The sequence below is a fragment of the Chryseobacterium sp. L12 genome (assembly GCF_056133985.1).
Genome location: NZ_JBVYOF010000012.1, coordinates 213,274 through 236,688 on the forward strand (window position 1 = coordinate 213,274; position 23,415 = coordinate 236,688).

At 34.8% G+C, this 23,415-nt stretch carries 18 protein-coding genes; 3 read left to right on the forward strand and 15 right to left on the reverse strand.

What is annotated here, in order from left to right; all coding sequences use genetic code 11:
• Nucleotides 1-127: 127 nt before the first annotated feature.
• Nucleotides 128-1,081, forward strand: a complete 954-nt coding sequence (locus AC0NBN_RS07720; protein ID WP_160812750.1) for a helix-turn-helix transcriptional regulator — start codon at nucleotides 128-130, stop codon at nucleotides 1,079-1,081.
• Nucleotides 1,082-1,164: 83 nt separating this feature from the next.
• Here AC0NBN_RS07720 and AC0NBN_RS07725 read toward each other — a convergent pair whose 3' ends face one another.
• The 6 genes from AC0NBN_RS07725 to AC0NBN_RS07750 form a co-directional block, all read right to left on the reverse strand.
• Nucleotides 1,165-1,656: a DinB family protein gene (locus tag AC0NBN_RS07725; RefSeq protein ID WP_160812749.1), complete on the reverse strand. Its 492-nt coding sequence runs from the start codon at nucleotides 1,654-1,656 to the stop codon at nucleotides 1,165-1,167.
• 218 nt (nucleotides 1,657-1,874) lie between these two features.
• Nucleotides 1,875-4,358, reverse strand: a complete 2,484-nt coding sequence (locus AC0NBN_RS07730; RefSeq protein ID WP_160812748.1) for a glycosyl hydrolase 2 galactose-binding domain-containing protein — start codon at nucleotides 4,356-4,358, stop codon at nucleotides 1,875-1,877.
• Complete coding sequence (locus AC0NBN_RS07735) at nucleotides 4,358-4,735, reverse strand: GxxExxY protein (protein WP_160812747.1); 378 nt, start codon at nucleotides 4,733-4,735, stop codon at nucleotides 4,358-4,360. Before AC0NBN_RS07735 ends, AC0NBN_RS07730 begins: the two co-directional genes overlap by 1 nt.
• A gap of 393 nt (nucleotides 4,736-5,128) precedes the next feature.
• A complete protein-coding gene (locus tag AC0NBN_RS07740) occupies nucleotides 5,129-5,791 on the reverse strand; it encodes a copper homeostasis protein CutC (RefSeq protein ID WP_160812746.1) in 663 nt (220 codons plus the stop codon).
• Between the two features lie 176 nt (nucleotides 5,792-5,967).
• Nucleotides 5,968-6,960: a glycosylasparaginase gene (locus AC0NBN_RS07745; protein ID WP_160812745.1), complete on the reverse strand. Its 993-nt coding sequence runs from the start codon at nucleotides 6,958-6,960 to the stop codon at nucleotides 5,968-5,970.
• 81 nt (nucleotides 6,961-7,041) lie between these two features.
• Nucleotides 7,042-9,315 (reverse strand): family 20 glycosylhydrolase, encoded by a 2,274-nt coding sequence (locus tag AC0NBN_RS07750; RefSeq protein ID WP_160812744.1) that lies wholly within the window; start codon nucleotides 9,313-9,315, stop codon nucleotides 7,042-7,044.
• A gap of 104 nt (nucleotides 9,316-9,419) precedes the next feature.
• Here AC0NBN_RS07750 and AC0NBN_RS07755 point away from each other — a divergent pair, with 104 nt between their 5' ends.
• Nucleotides 9,420-10,229: a DUF4197 domain-containing protein gene (locus AC0NBN_RS07755; protein WP_160812743.1), complete on the forward strand. Its 810-nt coding sequence runs from the start codon at nucleotides 9,420-9,422 to the stop codon at nucleotides 10,227-10,229.
• A gap of 302 nt (nucleotides 10,230-10,531) precedes the next feature.
• Here the strand turns inward: AC0NBN_RS07755 and AC0NBN_RS07760 are convergent, their stop codons facing one another.
• From AC0NBN_RS07760 to AC0NBN_RS07795, 8 genes are all read right to left on the reverse strand, one after another.
• The gene (locus AC0NBN_RS07760; protein WP_160812742.1) at nucleotides 10,532-11,185 is read right to left on the reverse strand and encodes a CoA transferase subunit B; all 654 of its coding nucleotides are present in this window, start codon (nucleotides 11,183-11,185) and stop codon (nucleotides 10,532-10,534) included.
• A 174-nt stretch (nucleotides 11,186-11,359) separates the two neighbouring features.
• Nucleotides 11,360-12,061 carry a CoA transferase subunit A gene (locus AC0NBN_RS07765; RefSeq protein WP_160812741.1) on the reverse strand — a complete coding sequence of 234 codons (702 nt, stop codon included), beginning with the start codon at nucleotides 12,059-12,061 and terminating at the stop codon, nucleotides 11,360-11,362.
• A 180-nt stretch (nucleotides 12,062-12,241) separates the two neighbouring features.
• The gene (polA, locus tag AC0NBN_RS07770) at nucleotides 12,242-15,079 is read right to left on the reverse strand and encodes a DNA polymerase I (RefSeq protein WP_160812740.1); all 2,838 of its coding nucleotides are present in this window, start codon (nucleotides 15,077-15,079) and stop codon (nucleotides 12,242-12,244) included.
• 113 nt (nucleotides 15,080-15,192) lie between these two features.
• A complete protein-coding gene (locus AC0NBN_RS07775) occupies nucleotides 15,193-16,560 on the reverse strand; it encodes a peptidylprolyl isomerase (protein ID WP_160812739.1) in 1,368 nt (455 codons plus the stop codon).
• An 87-nt stretch (nucleotides 16,561-16,647) separates the two neighbouring features.
• Complete coding sequence (locus AC0NBN_RS07780) at nucleotides 16,648-17,571, reverse strand: PfkB family carbohydrate kinase (RefSeq protein ID WP_143884564.1); 924 nt, start codon at nucleotides 17,569-17,571, stop codon at nucleotides 16,648-16,650.
• A gap of 27 nt (nucleotides 17,572-17,598) precedes the next feature.
• Nucleotides 17,599-18,156 (reverse strand): gliding motility lipoprotein GldD, encoded by a 558-nt coding sequence (gene gldD / locus AC0NBN_RS07785; protein WP_160812738.1) that lies wholly within the window; start codon nucleotides 18,154-18,156, stop codon nucleotides 17,599-17,601.
• 51 nt (nucleotides 18,157-18,207) lie between these two features.
• A complete protein-coding gene (gene mutY, locus AC0NBN_RS07790) occupies nucleotides 18,208-19,236 on the reverse strand; it encodes an A/G-specific adenine glycosylase (RefSeq protein ID WP_160812737.1) in 1,029 nt (342 codons plus the stop codon).
• A gap of 105 nt (nucleotides 19,237-19,341) precedes the next feature.
• The gene (locus tag AC0NBN_RS07795; protein ID WP_160812736.1) at nucleotides 19,342-21,441 is read right to left on the reverse strand and encodes a M13 family metallopeptidase; all 2,100 of its coding nucleotides are present in this window, start codon (nucleotides 21,439-21,441) and stop codon (nucleotides 19,342-19,344) included.
• Between the two features lie 182 nt (nucleotides 21,442-21,623).
• Between AC0NBN_RS07795 and AC0NBN_RS07800 the strand changes: the two genes are divergently transcribed.
• Nucleotides 21,624-22,010 carry an immunity 22 family protein gene (locus AC0NBN_RS07800; protein ID WP_160812735.1) on the forward strand — a complete coding sequence of 129 codons (387 nt, stop codon included), beginning with the start codon at nucleotides 21,624-21,626 and terminating at the stop codon, nucleotides 22,008-22,010.
• Here AC0NBN_RS07800 and AC0NBN_RS07805 read toward each other — a convergent pair.
• Nucleotides 22,007-23,365 (reverse strand): chloride channel protein, encoded by a 1,359-nt coding sequence (locus AC0NBN_RS07805; protein WP_143884569.1) that lies wholly within the window; start codon nucleotides 23,363-23,365, stop codon nucleotides 22,007-22,009. The two genes, AC0NBN_RS07800 and AC0NBN_RS07805, sit on opposite strands and share 4 nt — an antisense overlap.
• Between the last annotated feature and the right edge of the window lie 50 nt (nucleotides 23,366-23,415).

Below are 23,415 nucleotides of genomic sequence, written 5' to 3' on the forward strand. Positions count from 1 at the left end.
AACTAATACTTTACAAAAACTGACGTAGGTCAGTTTTTTTTATGCTAAAAATCAGACTCTGCTTAGAAAGCATCAAATTAAATTAAATTTGCACTGTATCTAAACCGATAAGAGCATTTTAATTAAAATGAACGATCATTATCTGAAAAAACTCGACCGTGTTACTGCAATTCTCACTCAGTTACAATCAAAACCCATTGTAAGAGCACAGGATTTGGCTGAAAAATTTGATGTAAGCATCAGAACCATTTATCGTGATGTAAAAACTCTGGAAAATGCAGGAATTCCCATTATTGGAGAAGCAGGAAGCGGGTATTCTCTGATGGACGGATACAAACTTCCTCCGGTAATGTTTACTAAAGAAGAAGTTCTGAGTTTTATTACCGCTGAAAAACTGATGCAGCGCTTCTCCCATGAAAGTCTCGGAAGTCATTATAAAACAGCAATGGAAAAGGTACGGTCGGTGCTGAAATATTCTGACCGAAATTTATTGGCAAACATCGAAAAGCAAATTGATATTTTTGACAATTATCCAAAAACTGAAGATAAGATTAAAAATATTATTCCGACTATTTTGGAAAGTATTGCGGAAAAAGTTCAGCTAAAGATTGACTATAAAACAGTAAACGATGAAATTTCTACCAGAACGATTGAAGTGGTCGGCGTATTTTTTGAATTCAATTATTGGTACATCATTGCGTATTGCACTTTGAGAAATGATTTCAGGCAATTTAGGATTGACCGGATTTTAAAATTAACAAAAACACAGATTCCTTTTCTACAGGAATACGGACAGATTAACGATTACCGGAAAAATCCCAATGGAAATAAAACATTCGTACGAATTCTGGTTGATAAAAAAATTATGGGACATTTAGGAAATTCTAAAATCTATTATGGCTTAATTAAAGAAACAGAGACAGAAAATGGTTTTGAACTGACCTTTGAAACAGAATGGATTGATGAAGGATTTCCGCGGTGGCTGATTACTTTCGCTGATTATGCCGAAGTTATAGAACCAGCAACTTTAAAAATTAAGATGAAAGAACTTATTCAGAAAGTTTCTAAAAATTTCCAATAAAAATCTCTCACAGATTTTAAATGTGTTCAATATCAAAATCTGTGAGAGATAATCTAAATTACAATAAAAACAGGTGGAAAAATTTAAAATCTTTCCCAGAAGAAAGGTGGCTCTATTCCTAAAGCTCTTAAATAAACATAACCTTGTCCGCGGTGATGTATTTCATTATCAACAAAATATAGAATATTCTGATACACAGGAAATTCGTACTGCCCAAAAAGATTGAATGTTTCCTGAAATCGCTCTTCAGAAATCTGATTAAAATAATGATTAATCACTTCAGTTTCTTCATCCCATTTTGCAAGGATTTCTTCTTTGGTTTTAGGTTTAAATTCTTCTTCAGAAAATTCTTCAATCTGATGATTTACAATTCCTTTCAAAGCAGGAGCTGCAATACTGATAAGTTCCACTACCAATTTTGCGAACGGTCTCATTCCACCTACCGAAAATTCAAACAATTCTTTTTCAGGGAATATCTCAATAACTCTTCTTGTAAGATTTCTGTGACCTTGCCAGTGTTCCAGTAATTGTGCCGAAGAGATAAACTGTTGGATTTTTGTTGTTGTTGTTGTCATAATTTTGTTTTATTTGTTAATGTTAAAACAAAGGTAAGAGCAGTTGATGACAACAGTTTGTCAGCAGTACTTTAATTGTATAAAAAAAATTAATTTTTTTTAAATAAAAATAAAATTTATACGTTATGCTAATAATGATGAGGAAGTTCAGACATAAAAATATGTAGAGGTAGATAAATAATTTTGAAATTGGCCGGTCTTTATGGGATCGGTCTTTTTTATTCAGAAATCGTATCCCACAAACTCATCACTTCAATATTTTTTGATGGTTCAGATAATTTGATTCTTCTGGAAGTTTTTGGCAACAGATCAAAGAAATTATCACTAAAATGAGTTTCTCCCATTAAATAAACATCTTTTGCCAGAGCGTCAGTTGAAATTTCGATTTCTGTTGATGATATTTTTTTAATTTGAATATTGGGTTTTGTGAGTTTTAAATCTTTTGGTTTTGAGAAGAAATAATTGCTTTCGGCTATGATTTTTTCATCTTTTTCTCTGAGAATTAAATTTAAGTATAATTCGTTTTTATCTGAATCACCTGTCAGTTCAACAAGCGATGAGGAATCAAACTTCACTATCTGACCTAATTTTTGTTTCTGGTTGGAAACCTGGGTAAGAAAATTTTCACCTTTAAAATTGTTCACTTCAAATTCCAATTGTACATCTTCAAAGTTTTCCAAACCATCATTAATTCCATAAAAATTCAGAATTCCGTCTTTTTCTTCCGTCAGAATTACCTGATTTTCAAAACTTCTCTTCACCTGATAATGCAGTGCCTTCCAATTTCCCAAATAATCTATGGACGACCACGAAACAACTGGCCAACAATCATTCAGCTGCCAATATAAAGTTCCCATATTGTAAGGTTTTGCACGGCGGTGTGCTTCAATGGCAATCTGCATTCCACGAGCCTGAAGCAATTGAGAAACGTAATTGTATTTTACAAAATCAGTCGGAACTTTATAATCCCTTTCCATATATTTCTGAATAATTTCCCAACCTCTGGAATGTTTTTCATGAGCTTTTATGGTTGAATTTTCTAAACTTAAATCTGGTTTCCCAGAAAACATAGATTTTGTGGTCTCCAAAGTCGGCATTCCCTGAAAACCGTATTCAGAAGCAAACCTTGGAACTTTTTCGTTATAAATTTCAAAAGTTTCTTCGCCCCACCAAACTCCCCAATAATGGGAATCACCTTCTGTAAGACTTTCTTTGTGTCCCCATCCGATTGAAGGCGAACTTTCCCAATACATTTGTTTATCTGCGGTAGCATATTTTTTTATTGCATTCGGGATCACTTCATGAAAAATGGTTTTATAATCCTTCCAAACCTTTAAAGAATCTTCTTTTGAATATTTAAATTGCTTCTGATATCCCCAATTGACAATGGCTTCATCAATTTCGTTATTTCCGCACCATAAAGCCAGAGAAGGATGATTTTGTAATCTTTCGATCTGATCTTTGACTTCCACTTCTACATTTTTCTGAAAATTTTCATCAGCCGGATAAAAACTTCCCGCAAACATAAAATCCTGCCACACAAGAATTCCGTTTTGGTCGCAGGCTTTATAAAATTCATCATCTTCGTAAATTCCACCACCCCAAACACGAATCATATTCATATTGGCTTCTTTACAGTCTTTGATTAGTTTATGGTACTTTTCCTTTGTCATTCTGGGCGAAAAGCTGTCACCGGGAATCCAATTCACTCCTTTTGCATAAAGAGGATTTCCATTAACTTTAAAATAAAATGATTTTCCTTTTTCGTCTTTTTCCTGAATTAACTCTACCGTTCGCAGACCTGTTTCAACAAGTTTTTGATCAAGAATTATATCATTTTTAAATATAGAAACTGCAAATTGATAAGAATAAGCCGATCCAAATCCATTAGGTTGCCATAATTTTGGATATTTAATATCAAGTGGAATTTCTATTGAGTTTTTTCCTTTTTTTAAATTAAAATCTTTGAAATTATTATCAACACTCACATTGTATTGCCCTTCTTTTTCAACAAAAACTTCGGTATAGAAGACTAAATTTGCAACTTCTTTTGATATATTTTTCTGCTCAATTTTTATATTTTGAAGTTTAGCATTATTCCAGAAATTCAACTTCACATCTTTCCAGATTCCGGCAGTAACCAATCTCGGTCCCCAATCCCAGCCAAACTGATATTGCGCTTTCCGTACAAAACTCCTCGGAGATTCTGGTGTGGTGAAAGGAACTTTTTGTGCTAAATCTTTTCCAACGTTTACCGCAGATTTGAATTTGATTTGCAATAAATTATCTCCAATTTTTAAATTCTGCTTCACAGGAATTGTCCATTTTCTGAACATATTATCCGTTGATTGCAGCAATTTTCCATTTAAATAAATATCCGAAAACGTATCTAAACCATTAAAAACCAACTCAATATTCTGATTCTCCAATTCTTTAGATGAAACTTTAAATGTAGTCTGATAATCCCAATCTTCACTTTCAATCCACTGAACTTTTTTCTCGTTTTCATCTTTAAAGGGATCAGGAATGATCTTATTATTCATCAAATCCAAGTGAACAGTTCCCGGAATTGTTGCAGTAAACCATTTTTGATCTTTTCCATTTTTAAACTGCCATTTTTCAGAAGATAAATTCCGCTCATAAGATTGAGCTAATATTATATTTTGAATAAGACAAAAAAGAAAAAATAGAGTTTTTTTCATTATAATTTATTTACAATTCTATGTATTCCGTCTTTGATTAAAGGTGTATTAAAATTAATTAGAAGCCCAAGTCTGATATTGGTCAGCTTTAAATAAGTCAAAACCTGAGAATAAAATATTGGATGAATATCTAAAACTGATTTTATTTCAATAATTACTTTATTTTCAACAATTAAATCTATTCTGTAAGCATTATCAATGGATACTTCTTTATATTTCAAAGGCAATAAAATTTGATTTTCAACTTTTAGCCCTAGTTTTTTCAATTCATATGCTAAAGCAATCTCATAAGCATTTTCTAATAAACCAACTCCAATTGTTTTATGTACTTCTAGTGCTGCACCAATAATTTTATAGGATAATTCGTTTTCTGTCATTTGTGTTTGTGTTTGTGCTTAATATTTACCTAAGATTAAGCTAAGCGTGTTTAATTAATGCTATTTTTAATAACCGCAAAGTTTATTTCATTATGATTATTTTCAGAAGCAAAGCATAGCAAACAAGTTGCTTAAGCTTGAATATACATGCGCTTAAATCAATTTATTGATTATTCTTTGCTCCTTAAGTTTTGAATGTTTTTATTAAACTTTGCGTTTAAATGCTACTTTGTAACGCAAAGATCATTTTTTTTATTTAACATTTTAAGATGCAAAGAATAGCAAACAAGTTGCTTAAGCTTGAATATACATGCGCTTAAATCAATTTATTGATTATTCTTTGCTCCTTAAGCTTTAAATGTTTACATAAGACTTTGCGTTTAAAATCAATTCTTAAAAATTAAACTTGAGATTTTTAATCTCTTCTGCATTCGCAAAACTTTCATAAGGCAGAACCGCTGAAGAATGGAAATAATTTCCTTTCGTTATATTTTTCAGCTCGGAAATATTACCGGAACGGACACCACCTCCGATTAATATTCTAATGTCATGCGAATAATCTTCAATCAGTTTTTTTAAATTTTCTTTTCCTTCAGCAGCAGAATTTTTTCCGCCTGAAGTAAGAATTTCTTTAAAACCCAATTCAATGATTTTTTCTGTTGACTCAAAAATATTTTTGGTTCTGTCTATTGCTCTGTGAAAAACACAGGGTTTGCCGTTCGCAAGATCAACAAGAATTTTATTTTTCTCCATATCAACTTCGTGATTTTCATCTAAAATTCCGAATACAAAACCATCGGCATTGGCTTTTGAAAAAGCCAGAATATCATTTTGCATCTGCAGAAATTCCTGATTACTGTACAAAAAATTTCCACCAACAGGACGAATCATCACATGAATCGGTGTAAGGTATTTCTCTTTTAAATATTTGAATTCTTCAATATTCGGAGTAATTCCTCCTAAACTGATGTCTGCACAAAATTCAATTCTGTCGGCAATAGAATTCAGGGCAATTTCAGCAGAAGTAATATCGAATGTGGCAATTTCTAAGAACATCTATTATGGTTATTTATTTATAAATTTAAACATTAAGTTAAATTAGATTATAAGAATTTTTAAGACTTAGATAAATCTGAGTTTAGCAGCTGGCTTAAGCAATATCTTTAGATAATCCTTAATCAAACTTACAAACTAAAGAACTTAATGGTTTAAAAATTCAATTATTTTCTACTCTATTTCAAAGCAAATTCAGGTTTTTCCAGACGGTTTCCTTTTTGGTCGTAAACCGCAAAATTGAACCCATCCTGAATACAATATGAACCATATTCTCCTTTTTTATTGATGGCAATAAAACCAACCTGAATATCTTTTAAGTTTTTGTTTCTTTTTTGAGTAATTTTCACAATTCTTCCAACTGCCTCTTTACAAGCCTGTTGCGGATTTCTGCCTTGTCGCATCAATTCAACCACCAAATGAGTTCCCACCGTTCTGATGACTTCTTCGCCATGACCTGTCGCCGTCGCTGCACCTACCTCATTATCAACAAACAAACCTGCACCAATAATGGGAGAATCTCCTACTCTTCCGTGCATTTTGAAAGCCATTCCGCTGGTTGTACATGCGCCGGAAAGATTTCCCTGTGCATCCAAAGCAATCATTCCTATTGTATCATGATTTTCAATATTGACAATCGGTTGATATTTACTGTCTTTCAGCCATTCTTTCCACTCTTTTTCAGATTCTGCAGTAAGAATGTTTTCTTTTTTAAAACCTTGAGAAACTGCAAACTGCAATGCTCCATCACCGACAAGCATCACGTGAGGCGTTTTTTCCATCACGGCTCTTGCCACAGAAATCGGATTTTTAATATTTTCTAAAGCTGCAACCGAACCGATATTGTAGTTTTCATCCATTATACATGCATCCAAAGTTACTCTTCCGTCTCTGTCGGGACGACCTCCGTAACCAACGCTCCTTTCTGCAGAATCATTTTCAACCAAACGCACACCTTTCTCCACTGCATCCAAAGCTCTTCCGCCTTTTTTTAAAATCTCCCAAGCTTCTTCGTTGGCTTTTAAACCAAAATTCCAGGTTGAAAGTACAATAGGTTTATTTACCGGCTTACTATCTTCAGGTATATTTTTCGCAATCAAATCCAGAGGATTTAACAATAATGCTGAAGACATGAATGCTGTATTTTTTATAAATTTTCTGCGTGAAGACATTTTTGTTTAAGGTTTAAAGTTTTTAGTTCAATGTTAATGCCTCAAACAACTTTGAACATTCAACATTGAACATTGAATTATTTAGTTTGCTCCGATTTCATCTACAAAAAGCCATGCTTTTGAATCTGCTCCGGGATTTCCGGCAGGGATAATTCCTGCGTTTTCTATTTTAATTTTAAGATATTTAGAATTTTGATTTCCCACATTTAATTTTATTTTTCCTTTTAAAGAAAGAATTTCTTCTTTTCCGATTTCCTTAATCATTTTGAAATCTGTTCCGTCATCAGAAATAAAAATCTGCGCAGATTTTGCTAAATGAATCCAGCTTCCCTTGTTGTCTAAAGTATTGAAATAAACTTCTGAAAACTGAGTTTTTTGTCCGAAATCTATTGTTGCTACAACATCTTTACCCTGAAAACCTAACCATGTTTTTCCCAATTGTCTTTGATTTCCAATAATTCCGTCAACTAAAGTAAATGCACCTCCAAACGAATAATTTTCACTCGGCTGCTCTTCCAAAACAATACTTTTTCCTGTTGTTTTGGAAACAGAAAACGATTGTGAAGAAATTGCTGATTTTAATTTTCCATTCTCAAAATACGCTGATTTCACCGTTAATGATTTTGAAATAGGAATCGGGTTTTCATAAACCTGAGAGCTTGCATCTGGATCTGTTTCATCCAACGTATATCTTATTCCGTTTGGGTTTTGTGAAGTGAAAAGTTCGTAGACAATACCTTTACTTGCAGCAGTCACTTTTCCTGAAATGTTGTAAATGCTTTTCGCATAGTTGACATCCATTTTATCTAAAACTTTAAAATGCTCTACCACTCTGTTTTCAAATTCTTTATATTTTTTTGGATCTGAAGTTCCCCAGGCAACCTCCGAAAGTGCCATTAATCTAGGAAAAATCATGTACTGAACCTGCCTGAAATCCAGAATATATTCCGTCCACAAATTAGCCTGAACTCCCAAAATATACTTTGCCTGATCTGCATTTAATTCAGTCGGAATAGGATGGTAAGAATAGACTTTATCCAATGGCGTAAATCCTCCGAAAGCATTTGGCTCCGTTGCAGGATCTCCCTGATAATGATCGAAATAACAATAAGAACCGGGAGTCATTACCGCAAAATGATTGGTTTTTGCTGCTTCAATTCCACCATTTACACCCGTCCAGCTCATTACTGCTGCATTGGGAGCTAAACCGCCTTCTAAAATCTCATCCCAACCGATGATTTTTCTGCCTTTTGAATTGACATACTTTTCAATTCTTTGGATAAAATAACTTTGCAGACCATGTTCATCTTTCAGATTATTTTTTCTAATTAATTCCTGACAATGAGTACATTCTTTCCATCTTGTTTTAGGGCATTCGTCACCACCTATGTGGATATATTGCGATGGAAAAAGAGTCATTACCTCATCCAAAACATTTTCTAAAAATGTAAAAGTTTCATCTTTCGGACAAAAAACATCATCAAATACTCCCCATTTTGTAGCCGGTTCAAAAAGTCCTTTTGTACAAGCCAATTCAGGATAAGCCGACAAAGCAGCCAAAGCATGACCCGGCATTTCAATTTCCGGGACAACCGTAATATGACGTTCTTTGGCATATTTTACAACTTCTTTAATCTGTTCCTGAGTATAAAAATAGGGTCCATATGGTTTTCCGTCAAAAGTATCATCAACATAAGCTCCGATCATTGATTCTTTACGTTTTGAGCCAACCTGAGTAAGTTTTGGATATTTTTTAATTTCAATTCGCCACCCCTGATCGTCTGTTAAATGCCAATGAAAAGTATTCATTTTATACATGGCGAGATAATCAAGATATTGTTTTACTTCTTCAACTGTAAAAAAATGACGGGAAACGTCTAAATGCATTCCTCGCCAAGCAAATTTTGGCTCGTCTTGAATTTTCACGGCAGAAATTTTCCCTGAATCTTTATATTGCTCAAACAACTGAAGTAATGTTTGAAGTGCTAAAAAATATCCCTGTTCTGTATATGAATTAATCGTAATACGTTTTGAAGAAATATGAATTGTATATCTTTCTTTTGGCGGAATTCTACTCGAAGGTGAATGACTCAATATAGGTGGAAATGGAGAATATATCAATTGAACCGCTTCATCTTTTTTACCATATATGAATTTCAGTTTCTTATCTGCTTGCTTTTTGAAATATTCTGTTTCCTGTTTTGGTAAATTTTCATCTAGTATGAAATTCCTGGGAATAATAAATTCACCTTCCTGAAACTCAATTTTCTGAGGATAAGGAATCAGATTGAGTTTAGTCTGGGAAAAGAATATTCCCGAAAGTATTATTGAAAATAGAAGTAAAAAACGCTTCATTCCGAAATGATTTGAGTTTAGCGAATATAATTCTTTTCTGAAAAATTTAATGAATGATTTAACTTATTAAGAAACAAAACATCTAATTTTGCAAAAAATAAACGATGAGAAAAACATTTCTATTGGTTGGCGGACTTCTATTTTCAGTTTCTGCAAACGCACAAATTTTTGATGCTATAAAATCCACCGTTAAAAATCAAACAGGAGTTGATCTCAATAAACCTATTAAAACGACAACTACTACTTCTACTACTACAACGGCTGCCACTCCAGCTAAAAATTCTCCCATTAATCTTGGGGGTCTTACATCAACTCAAATTTCATCTGGTTTGAAGGAAGCTTTGTCTCTCGGAGTTACAGAAGGTGTAAAAAAATTGGGCGTAACTGATGGTTTCTTAAAAAATGAAGCCGTAAAAATTTTAATGCCTGAAAAATTAAGAGTTATTGACACCAAACTTCGTGCACTCGGGTTGGGAAGTTTAGCCGATCAAGGTGTAAAATTGCTGAACAGAGCTGCAGAAGATGCTGTAGTTGAAGCTGCTCCTATTTTCACTAAGGCAATTACTTCAATGACGATTACGGATGCAAAAAATATTTTATTAGGAAGTAATAACGCAGCAACCAGCTATCTTCAGACAAAAACTCAAAATCAATTATTCACTGCTTTTCAGCCAAAAGTAAAGGCTTCTTTAGGAAAAGTTGGCGCTGATAAAGTATGGACAAATTTAATTTCAAAGTATAATACTTTAACCGGACAAGCTGTTTCTACAGATCTTAATGAATATGTAACCAACGAAACCATCAACGGTGTTTTTAAAATGGTTGCCGAAAAAGAAAGCGGTATCAGAAATACACCTGCAATGAGAACTACAAGTGTTTTGCAGAAAGTTTTTGGAGCGCAGGATGGGAAATAAGTTTTTAGTTTTTATTAGCAGAACAAAACGAATTCAAGTTTATTTTAATTTTTCTTTTGTCTTGAAACAAAAGAAACAAAAGTTTAAGACTTGGAAAATTCCACTAAAAATTAAAATTTAATCCTAAAATTTCCAAAACTTGCGCGGATTCGAGATATATTTTTTAATTAAAAGTTTATGCCGCGCTTCAAACAGTGGAAATTTTTTAACGGATTAATTTTTAATTTTATTAACGTTCCTTTTTCCTAATGTCAATAGACTACAAATAAAAAACCTTGTCGACTGACAAGGTTTTTGCTTTATTAGAACTGCATTTCAGGGATTTCTCCTTCAATGAGTAAATCGGCTTCTGTAGATTTGATGATGTGTTCTACGGAAACTCCGGGAGCTCTTTCAATAAGCTTGAAACCTGCAGGTGTTACATCCAAAACTGCTAATTCAGTTACTACTCTTTTTACACAGTTCACGCCCGTTAAAGGAAGTGTACATTTCTTAAGAATTTTGCTTTCTCCTGCTTTATTCACATGCATCATCGCAACGATAATGTTTTCTGCAGAAGCTACCAAATCCATCGCACCACCCATTCCTTTTACCATTTTTCCGGGGATTTTCCAATTGGCGATGTCTCCGTTTTCTGAAACTTCCATGGCTCCGAGAATCGTAAGATCAACTTTCTGACTTCTGATCATCCCAAAACTGAAAGCCGAATCGAAAAATGAACCGCCATCTAAAATGGTAATGGTCTGTTTTCCGGCATTGATAACATCTGCATCTTCTTCTCCTTCAAAAGGGAAAGGTCCCATTCCCAAAACGCCATTTTCACTCTGAAATTCTACATTGAGATTTTCAGGGACATAATTGGCAACTAAAGTTGGAATTCCGATTCCTAAATTAACGTAATATCCGTCTTTTACTTCTCTGGAAATACGTTTTGCTATATCTTCTTTACTTAACATATGTTTTAATTTGAAAATTTGTTGATGTAGCAACTTGAAAATTGACTACCATCTTTTTTTTAAACGCAAAAGGCGCAAAGATCTTTTTTAAATATCACCCTTTTTACAAGTTCGCGAAGGCGTTCCACTCAGCAGAGGTCCCAAAAGATAATTATCCCTTTTTGTAGATAATTTTTATATCTTTTTTCTCACAGTTCGCTGTTCGATTCTTTTTTCAAACTTTTCCCCCTGAAAGATTCTTTGAACCATAATTCCCGGAATATGAATCTGATTGGGATCTAATTCTCCGGGAGCAACCAATTCTTCTACTTCAGCAATGGTAATTTTCCCCGCTCCTGCCATTGGATGATTAAAATTTCTTGCGGATCCTTTAAAAATAAGATTTCCTGCATGATCTCCTTTCCATGCTTTCACGATAGAATAATCTGCCTCAAATGCATGTTCCAAAATATGTGGTTTTCCTTTGAAATCTTTCACCTCTTTTCCTTCTGCTACTTCGGTTCCGAAACCTGCAGGTGTATAAAAAGCTGGGATTCCTGCCTGTGCAGCTCTGCATTTTTCGGCAAGTGTTCCCTGTGGTGTTAATTCAACTTCCAATTCGCCGGAAAGCATCTGTCGTTCAAATTCAGCATTTTCTCCAACATACGAAGAAATCATTTTTTTGATCTGCTTTTTCTGTAACAATAATCCCAATCCGAAATCATCTACTCCGGCATTGTTTGAAATACAGGTAAGATCTTTTACATCACTTTCTACCAAAGCATTGATTGAATTTTCCGGGATTCCGCAAAGACCGAAACCGCCCAACATTAAAGTCATCCCATCCTTAATTCCTTCGATGGCTTCTTTGGCATTTTTTACTCTTTTATCTATCATTTTAAGTATAAAATTTTAAGGTCTTAAATTAGTGTTTTTATGCGGAACTGAAAAACTTGTGTTATTTAATAAAAACAAACATAGATTTTCACTTAGCGTTCCATGACTTTTGCTGTATATGATTTTTGTATATTTAATACAATTGGATTTACATCAAATCTCCAAATTTTTGAACTAGTTTTAATGTGCTTCCAGCCAGTTGTCTCCTACACCCACTTCAACCAATAGCGGAACCTTTGTTTCAATAGCCGATTCCATTTCTTTTTTGATAAGCTGTGTAGCAGTTTCTACTTCTTCAACAGGAGATTCAAACAATAATTCGTCGTGTACCTGAAGCAGCATTTTGGTTTGAAGATTCTGCGCTTCAAGTTGTTTATCTATTCTAATCATTGCCATTTTTACTATATCTGCCGCACTTCCCTGAACCGGAGCATTAACAGCATTTCGTTCAGCATGACCTCTTACCACAAAATTTCCGGAATTAATATCTTTCAAATGACGTTTTCTGCCTAAAATGGTCTCCACATATCCCAGTTCACGTGCTTTAGCGACCTGTTCAGACATATACGCTTTCAGTTTCGGATAGGTTTCAAAATAAGCTTCGATCATCTGCTTTGCTTCCGTTCTTGAAAGTCCGGTCTGCTCGGCTAAAGCAAAAGCACCCTGCCCGTAAATAATTCCGAAGTTGACCGTTTTTGCCTGACTTCTCTGCGTTTTAGACACTTCTTCCAACGGAATTTTGAATAATTTTGCTGCTGTAGAAGCGTGAATATCTTCTCCGTTCTGAAAAGCCTTAATCATATTATCTTCACCAGAAATTTCAGCAATTAAGCGAAGTTCAATCTGAGAATAATCGGCTGAAATGATTTTCTTTCCTTCACCGGAAACAAATGCGCCACGAATCTGCTGTCCTCTTAAAGTACGAATCGGAATATTCTGTAAATTCGGATTCACACTCGCCAGACGACCTGTTGCAGCCGTTGTCTGTGAAAAGTTGGTATGAACGCGGTTATCATCTTTGTCAATCTGTGACGGCAATGCATCTACATAGGTAGATTTCAACTTTTGGTATGTTCTATATTCTAAAATATGCTGAATGATTTCATGTTTTGAAGCCAGTTTCTGCAATATGTCTTCAGAAGTTGCATATTGACCGGTTTTTGTTTTCTTTGCTTTAGGATCAAGCTGCATTTTTTCAAACAAAATCTCTCCCAACTGTCTTGGAGAATTCATATTAAATTCTTCGCCCGAAATTTCAAAAATTTTTGATTCCAGCTGTCTTAAATCATTCTCCAGATCAATACTTTCCTGAGCCAGCCACTTTTCGTCAAGAGAAATTCCAGCCAATTCCATTTTAGCCAGAACTTCCATCAGCGGCATTTCTATTTTGAAGAATAAATCTTCAAGGTTTTCTTTCTTAAGCTGCGGTGCAAACAATTCATACAACTGAAAAGTTACATCAGCATCTTCTGCTGCGTAATCAGTCTGTGTTCTAAGATCAGCATCTCTGAAATTACCCTGCTTCTTTCCTTTCTTTCCGATAATCGTCTCAATTGAAACCGGTTTATATCCAAGATAAACCTCAGAAAGATAGTCCATTCCGTGTCTTCCGTCCGGATTGAGAAGATAATGGGCAATCATCGTATCAAACATTGCTCCTTTTACGGTAATGTTGTATTGCTGAAGAATTTTATAATCATATTTTAGGTTATGAGCAATTTTGACTACATCTTCTTTCTCGAAAAACGGTCTGAAAATTTCCAAAGTCTGCAAAACCTCACCCTGATCTTCAGAAAGCGGGACATAATAAGCCAAACCTTTTTTATATGAGAAGCTCATTCCTACTAATTCGGCCTCCATTTCGTTGAGTGAAGTAGTTTCTGTATCAAAACATACCGCTTTTTGGAGCAACAAATTCTGAACTAATATTTTCTGCGCTTTCGGATTGTTTATAAACTGGTATAGATGATCGTTATCCTCAATAGTTGATTTCGTTGAAGTTGCCTGATCAAGTTCTTCATAGGTAGCAAAAAGATCTAACTGACCAACATTTGCGGCAACTTTCTGCTGTGGAGTCTGCTTCTCTTTTTCATTATTTCCTTCCGATTTTGCAGTATTGGTTTCAGCCGGAGCAAAAGCACGGTACAGATTTTCATATAGTCTTCTGAACTCTATTTCATCAAAAACTTCTTTTACTTTTTCAAAATCAGGAGTTTCTAAGTCATACTGTTGCTGATGAAATTCAATTGGGGCATCACAGATAATAGTAGCTAGTTTTTTAGATAAAATTCCACGTTCAGCAGATGCTTCTACTTTCTCTTTCAATTTACCTTTAAGCTGGTGTGTATTAGCTAAAAGATTTTCAATACTTCCAAATTCTTTGAGAAATTTCATTGCGGTTTTTTCGCCAACGCCTTCCAATCCGGGAATATTATCAACAGCATCTCCCATCATGGCTAAGAAATCAATGACCTGTTTCGGATCTTCAATTTCGTATTTAGCTTTCACTTCATCAACGCCTAAAATTTCTATATCACCTCCTTTTAAACCGGGTTTATAAATCTTAATTTTATCCGTAACCAACTGGGCAAAATCTTTGTCAGGCGTTACCATAAAAGTTGTATAACCTTCTTTTTCGGCTTTGCAGGCAATCGTTCCTATAACGTCATCTGCTTCGTAGCCTGTAACTCCCAAATGCGGAATATGCATGGCTTCCAAAATTCTTTTAATATAAGGAAGAGCAATTGTTATGGCTTCCGGTGTTTCACTTCTGTTGGCTTTATATTCAACGTAATCATTCGTACGTACACTTGCTTCACCAACATCAAAAACTACTGCCAAATGCGTAGGTCTTTCTCTTCTTATTAATTCTATCAAAGAATTAGTAAACCCGAAGATTGCTGATGTATCAATTCCTGTACTGGTAATTCTTGGACTTCTAATCAATGCATAATATCCTCTGAAAATCATTGCATACGCATCAATGAGAAAAAGCCTTTTATCTTGTGTTGCCTCCATAAGTTGAATAATGAGCAAATATATGAAATCGACTTGATTTGAAAACACAAAGAGTCATTAAGATGATGTGTACAGCTACAAAAAAAACCTCCAGAAAACTGAAGGTTAATTTTTTATTTTTTGATTGAATCTTTTTTCCAATTGGCTCTGAAATCACAGTTGTCATATCTGCCATCTATGGAAATGAATGTTGCAGGAAGTCTGGAATTGACAAACTTTTCTACCATTTCGTTTTTCCTTTTATTGAGCGCCATTTGTTTGATTCTGTCGTAATCGGTTTCCAGTTTTATCTGATGAGCGGGGATCACATCTTCAATTTTAATGATTTTTACTACTTTTCTGTCTCTGTCTGCAACATCATCAAAAGCATTTGTAATATCTCCTTTATTTAAACCCGCAAGTTCGTAACTGATTATTCCCGAAACATTTTCTCTTTCGATTTTGTTTGAACCATCATTTCCTGTAATAACTCCTGCATTAAATTTGGTTCTTTTATCATCTGAAAACTTGAAAGCAGCATCCTTAAAAGTGATTTTTTCAGCCACAATCAACCCTTTGATACTGTCTAATTTTTTCCTTGCAGTCATCATTTCTGATTCTGTAGGAATTGCTTTCAGCAAAATATGTCTTGCATCATAATTCTTACCTGATTTTTTCACAAGCTGAATAATGTGATACCCAAATTCTGATTCTACCGGATCTGAAATTTCACCTTCCTGCAAATTGAGAGCTGCTGCTTCAAATGGTTTTACCATCTGACCTTTATTGATATTTTTGTACAAACCTCCGTTTGCCGCAGAACCTTCATCTTCAGAATAAATTCTTGCCTGGCTTTCAAAAGTTTCGCCTCCTTCAATATCTGCTTTTATTTTTTTAAGCTTGTTGATCAATTCATCTTTATGAGCTTCCGTAAGTTTAGGATACATCATAATCTGGGAAAGAGAAACCTCATCTTTGATTTCCGGAAGCTGGGATTTGTATAAATTATAAAAATCTGTCACTTCGTTTGGTGTAACGTCTGCTTTTTCGGTGATTCTTTGAAATTTTGCCTGCCCGTAATACTGATCGGTATCAATTTTTTCGATGGCATTTTTCAATTCATACTGGTTTCTGAATTTGTAAGCTGCAAGCATTGATTTTTCATCCGGAAACTGAGAAAGCAATTGATTGTATTTTGCATTTACCTGCTCTTTGATCATTGCCGAACGGTTTTCGATAAGAGTATCTCTCTTGGCTTCGTATACCAAAAGCTTATTATTGATTAGGTTTTCCAAAAACTCACATCTGTTGGTAACAGCAACCCCTTGCTGCTTTCCGTAATTGATCTGTTCTTCAACATCAGATTCCAGCACGATTTCGTCACCAATTACCGCTGCGATACCATCTACCAACTGTCCTTTTTTAAGCTGAGCATTGATGTTTCCTGAAAAAAACATCACCAATACTCCCAGAAGAAAAGTGATTTTTAGTTTATTTACCATTTTAAATTTTTAAACAAGTTGCAAATTTATAATTCTTAACGAATTGCACTCAATTTTTTATTATAAATATTTCTTAAAAAAAGAATATTACTGAAGTTCCACATTAAAAGTTGTCAATTCCTTAAATTGCTTCAACCTGTTTTGAATATCTGCCTCCTTTACTTCTTCCAATCTTTCAGTACCAAATTTTTCTACAGTAAACGATGCCATTGCAGAACCTACGATCAATGCAGACTTCATGGTATCAAAATCGAATGTTCCTTTTTTGGCAAGATAAGCTGCAAAACCTCCGGCAAAAGTATCTCCTGCTCCTGTCGGGTCAAAAACTTCTTCCAAAGGCAGCGCAGGAATTGCAAAAATTTTGTTATCATGAAATAAAAGCGCGCCATGCTCCCCTTTCTTAATGATTACAAACTGAGGACCCATTTCATGGATTTTTTTAGCAGCTTTTACCAAAGAATATTCTCCTGAAAGCTGTCTCGCTTCTTCATCATTAATGCTGATTACATCAGTTTTGGCAATCATCTGCTCAAGAATATCCATTGCAGAATCCATCCAGAAATTCATTGTATCCAAAATAACCAGCTTGGGACGGTTGTTCATTTTTTCCAATACAGAAAGCTGTACTCCCGGATGAAGATTTCCTAAGAGTAAAATCTCTGCATCCTGCATTGAATCCGGAATTTTAGGATCAAAATTCTCCAATACATTAACTTCGGTTACCAAAGTATCTCTCGTATTAAGATCATTATGATATTTTCCCGCCCAGAAAAAAGTTTTTCCTTCTTTTACGATTTCAATTCCTTCAATATTTACATTTCTGCTGGTAAACATATCCAGATGCTCCTGAGGAAAATCGCCTCCCACTACAGAAACAATTCCGGAATCAACTCCAAGAATCGAAGATGTAATCCCGATATAAGTAGCGGCTCCGCCCAAAATTTTATCTGTTTTACCAAATGGCGTCTCAATTGCATCAAATGCCACGCTTCCTACGACTAATAGTTTCATATAATTATCTATTGTATTTTTTAAAGTTTATTTTTTCCATTCAAATGTGTCCAGAAGATGCATTACATCTCTTTTGATATAATCTACCGCAGGAGCAAGAGAATCGGGTTTCGGTCTTGAATTGAAGTACAGATAACCGGTAACAAAATGCTTTGTACTGTCTGTTGCGTAAAACTGCAGGTTTGATGCAGCCTGACCTTTCAGTTCGTAAAAATTGCCAAAGACTTTCTTTTCAGGATATTCAAAAGATTTTGTATCAATTGAGCTGGCTTTTATGGTATGCTTATACACCATTTTTTCAGTTTCCTGAATCTGCTGTGCAAAATCGTTATTGATGGGATAATATGTAAGAAAGATCTTAGCTTTCATTTTAGGATAATTCAGATAATACCAGCAAGGTTTTTTAGCATCATAAATTTTAGCGAAATCTGAAATTTCGAAGGAATACATACAGTTGGGCTCAAACTTCTTATATTTTGGTGCAGGATATTCTAATCTGAGCTCACCGTAAGGCTTTGGTGATGCCTCCTTACCGCAGGAAATGATCAGCAGCGAAACAAAAATAAAAATGACCTTTTTTATCATTTGGCAAAAATACAAATTAGATTTGACTTTGCAGAGAATGCACTTTAAATTTCACTTTTTCAACCGGTTTTGTATATAATTTTCTAATGGTTTCGGAAAAGATCTCATTAATGATGATTCAAAGTTAGTGATAAGATATTCATTTTTTGATGTAAAATCATTCCAAACCTCTTCGGAAGAAACTTCAATATCATGTACTTCTATCGTTAAATTTTTGTGTGTAAGCTTGTGCTGTAAGGTTTTACTTCCTTTGTTAAACGGCTTCAAAGCTTCGGGAATTGAATTAGGAAATTCAAATAATTTTTTCCAGATAAAATCATCTTTTCTCTGCTGAATTAAAAAATTTCCGTTTCTGTGAACAAAAAAATAGCTCAGATCCAAATTCTCTGCTTTTACCTTTTTGGTCTTAACCGGAAATTCATTCGTTTTATTCAAAGAAAAAGCAAGACAGTCTTTGTTAAGAGGACATTCTAAACATACAGGATTTCGTGGTTTGCAGATCTCCGATCCCAAATCCATCATTGCCTGATTAAAATCTCCAACATTATCCGGCATAATAAGGTGGGACAATTCTGAAAAATACGCAAAAGCTCTGGATGATGAAATATCAAAATCATCAGCAAAAACACGGCTCAAAACTCTGTAAAAGTTACCATCTACCGCAGGCATTTTTCCATGAAAGCAAATACTTGAAATTGCAGCTGCAGTATATTTACCCACTCCTTTTAGTTGTAAAATTTCGTCATACTCAGAAGGAAAAATCCCATTGTAATCTGACATGATCTGTTTTGCAGCTTTGTGAATATTAATCGCTCTTGAGTAGTATCCCAAACCTTTCCAGTGCAATAAAACCTCATCTTCAGAAGCTTCTGCCAAAGTTTTCACATCAGGAAATCTTTTCACAAAATTATTATAATGATTCAATCCCTGCGAAATTCTTGTCTGCTGGAAAACAATTTCACAAATCCAGATTTTATAAGGATCTTTTGTTTTTCTGAAAGGCAGATCACGTGCATTTTGAGAATACCACTGAAGGAGCTTGTTTCCTAAATGAAGAAAATCTGAGTTATTATTTTTCAATTTAAAATGAAGAAAGTTATTATTTGCAACAAAGATAACTATTGTTTTCAGTGTTTTGAATCTGAAAAATAAAAAAACACGCTAAAAAACGTGCTTTCCAAATAATTACCAGATTTTTATTCTTTCTGCCGGTGCTTTGTACAATTTATCGCCCGGTTTTATATCAAAAGCTTTTATAAATGAGTCCTGATTAACCAACGGACCAAAAGCTCTGAAGTATCCCGGCGAATGCGGATCTGTCTTTACCTGATTCATCATATACTGATCGGTAGATTTTGTTCTCCATACTGTTGCCCAGCTCATAAAAAAACGCTGATCCTGTGTATAACCGCTTATCAATCCTGGATTTCCATGATCTTTAAGATACATTTGAAGTGCATCATAAGCAACTGCTACTCCACCCAGATCTCCGATATTTTCTCCGCTTGTAAACTTTCCGTTGACAAAACTTCCTTTTACAGGCTCGTATGCGTCATACTGTGCAGCCAATTGACCTACTTTTGCATCAAAATTTTTACGATCCTGTTCTGTCCACCAGTTATTTAAGTTACCATCACCATCGAATCTTGAACCGCTGTCATCAAAACCATGTGAAATTTCATGTCCTATAACAGCACCAATGCCTCCAAAATTTACTGCTGCATCAGCTTTAGGGTTGTAAAAAGGTGGCTGAAGAATTGCTGCAGGGAAAACAATCTCGTTGTTTGATCCGCTGTAGTATGCATTAACGGTTTGAGGAGACATCCCCCATTCTGTTTTATCAACCGGTTTGCCAACCTTTTCCAGACTTTTCTGGTACTGCCATGCTGAAACATTCTGCAGATTAGAATATAATGTTGCTTCCTGAGAAGGAGATCCCACTTTTAACTTAGAATAGTCTTTCCATTGATCAGGATATGCAATTTTCACTGAAAATTTAGAAAGTTTTTCCTGCGCTTTTACTTTGGTTTCAGGAGACATCCAATCCATCTCATCAATGTGATTTTTGAAAGATTTTAAAATGTAATCTATATACATTTCCATCTGTTTCTTAGATTCTGGACTGAAATATTCATCCACATACAGCTTTCCAAACGCTTCACCTAAAACTCCGTTTACCAAAGCAAGACCTCTTTTATCCATCGCACGCTGCTCTTTTTGCCCCTGCAAATATTTAGAATAAAAATCGAAACGGATATTGTCGAGATTATCTCCAAGATAGCTTGCATTTCCATTGATGACATGGTATTTCAGGTAATCTTTCAGCAAAGAAAGATTTTTCTGGTTGATGAACTGATCCATATTCTGATAATATTTCAGCTCACCAATAATCACCTTATCTGTATTGACACCAGCTTCGGTAAGATACTTTGAAAGATTAACATTCTTTACCAAACCTGAAAGCTCCGAAACATTTTTAGGATTATATCTTAAATTGGCATCTCTGTTCTGCTCAAGTGTTAAAAGATTATTAGCCAGCTGCTTTTCAAAATCAACTACATTTTTTGCTGCCTGATCAGAATTTTTATACCCTAAAACGCTGAACAGTTTTGACACATAATTCTGATATTCTGCTAAAGTTTTAGTATTGGCTTCATTAACTTTCTGATAATAATCTCTTCCCAGTCCCAAATCTGGTCCGCCAAGATAAACAGCATTCATTTTAGAGTTTTTCAGGTCCGCACCTACCCGCCATCCATAGAAAGAATTATCGCCGAGTTTTGTGGCTTCCAACAGATATTTCTGCAGATCATTTACATTTTTGATGGCATCAATTTTAGCCAAATCAGACTTAATAGGTGCAATCCCTTGCGCATTTCGCTTTTCTACATCCATAAAAGATGCATAAAGATTCTGAATTTTCTGACCTTCCGTACCTTCTGCGTAGTTTTTGTTTAAAATTTTATTCAAAATACCTAAAGAAGCGTCATCTACATTCTCCCGTAAAGCATTGAAAGAACCCCAGCTTGCTTTATCTGAAGGGATTTGCGTGGTTTTGATCCAGTTTCCGTTTACATAATTGAAGAAATCATCCTGCGGACGAACAGTTTTATCCATGTAAGCAAGATTCAGACCTTCTTCTTTTTGTTCTGCATTTTTTACCGGTTCTGCACGGACTAAATCAATTGTTACTTCAGGTTTTTCAGCAGCTTGTTTAGCCGTTCCGCAAGAATTTAAAAATACAACACCTGAAAATGCAAGCGCTGCGATATTGAGTTTTTTCATATTGAGATTGATTATCTTAAATTATATTATTGATTTTCATTGGTGTTTTATACAAATCTTAAACTTATCGTAAGCTACGAAGTTTATTCTTTGCTAATAGATCAAATATAAGCAAATATGTTAAATCTCGATTAGATATTTATCACCCTAAAATATTACCTTTGAACTTTCAAATAAAGACAATGAACAAGCAGATTTTAGATTTTTGGGTAGGAGACTTCACAAGTGAAGATGATTTTTACCAATTTGTAGAAGAAGATGAAAACTATTACATCAACGAAGAATCTGATGACAGCTATATTTCAAAATTTGCAGAATCTCAGGATACCGTATGGTTTGATCAGGATTTTCTGGAATATGGTTTTGAAAACAGCATCCAGCATTTTGCAGAATATTCTTTTGCCGAGCAATGGCTCCCTGTTCTTGTCAACAGAATAAATGAAATGAATCTGAAATTTGAAGTAAATTCTCTGGTCTTCGTAAGTCACGGGCAAATTCCACAGCCAAAATCAGTAGAAAACGATAATTTTTCTTTGACTTATGTAGGGGGCATTGAATTTGAATTTTAAGATTTTGTCTCACTTCTCAGTTCAGAAAGAAAATTACCTTTCAAAACATCATAAAGCGAATGTCTGCTGACCAGAATAGAAAAGATTGAAGAAATCATTCCTGCAAGCATCAGATGAAAAATAAGCGAATGGCGGTCTGTCATTTCCAGAACAATAATTGCTGATGTAAACGGAGCTCTCGTTATTCCTGTAAGAAAAGCGACCATTCCACCTAAAACAACAACGTTAGTTTCGTTTGGTGTTAAATGAATTATACCCGAAATTACAGAACCAATACTTGCTCCCGCAGTAAGAGCCGGTGCAAAAATACCTCCTGCTCCGCCAGAAGTAAATGATAAAGCCGGTCCAAACATTCTTAAGACAGGAACATACCATGCTTCGTGCTTATCCTGAGTAAAAAGAACACGTTCCATGATTTCTTTTCCAGATCCGAGAATCTCTCGGCTGATAAAAAACGAAATACAGGCAATAATTAAAGCACAGCCAATCAGAAAAAGTATATTTGAACGATCTGTTTTCAGTTTTCTTTTTTTCCAGTGATTTATTCTAAGCATAATAACGGAAAGCTGACTGGCTAAAATCCCGGCAACTCCTGCCACCAAAATTATTGGAAACATCACCATTAAAGATACGTCATTGGTTTTGGGATACCCTAAATAAAGATATGATCCGGCCAAAGTCTGTGCCGTTAAACCAGCAATAATAACTGCGGTAAATAATGCTGTTTTAAAATAATTGATATGTGTTTTTGAAAGTTCTTCCACCGCAAAAACAATTCCTCCTAATGGGGTATTGAAAGCGGCTGCTAATCCGGCTGCAGCTCCGGTCATAATCATGTTTTTCTTTGAAATCTTGGGCCACCAGTCGGGAAGATACTCATTTACTTTCCTGAATATGGAGCCTGCAATCTGAATGGTAGGACCTTCTCTTCCGACTGCACCCCCACCAATTACCAAAACTACTGATGAGAGAATTTTAAAAATAATTATTTTTAAACTTAGAAGACTTCTTATCTTACGGTGTTCTTTCGGATTTGCCAATTCTACTGCTGCCATTACCTGCGGAATACCGCTTCCTTTAGCATTCGGAGCAAATTCTTTTACCAGCCACCACGAAAGAACAAAACCTATCGGTGCAATAATAAAAATCATCCAGTCGTGCCAGTTGAGAATAAAATGCAGAAGGTTTTCTCCCCACGCAAATATTTTAGCATACATCACTGCAAAAAAACCTGTAATTACAGAGCCTATCCAAAAAGGAACCGCCTGAAGAAGATTGTTTTTCAGCTGTTCGTTTCGGATGTTGTCAAAAGATTTTTTAAGAGCTCTTCGGAAGTAGACCATTATTCTACGCATACTTCAAAATTAGGCTAAATTTTATTAAATCCGAAAAAAAATATTCAATA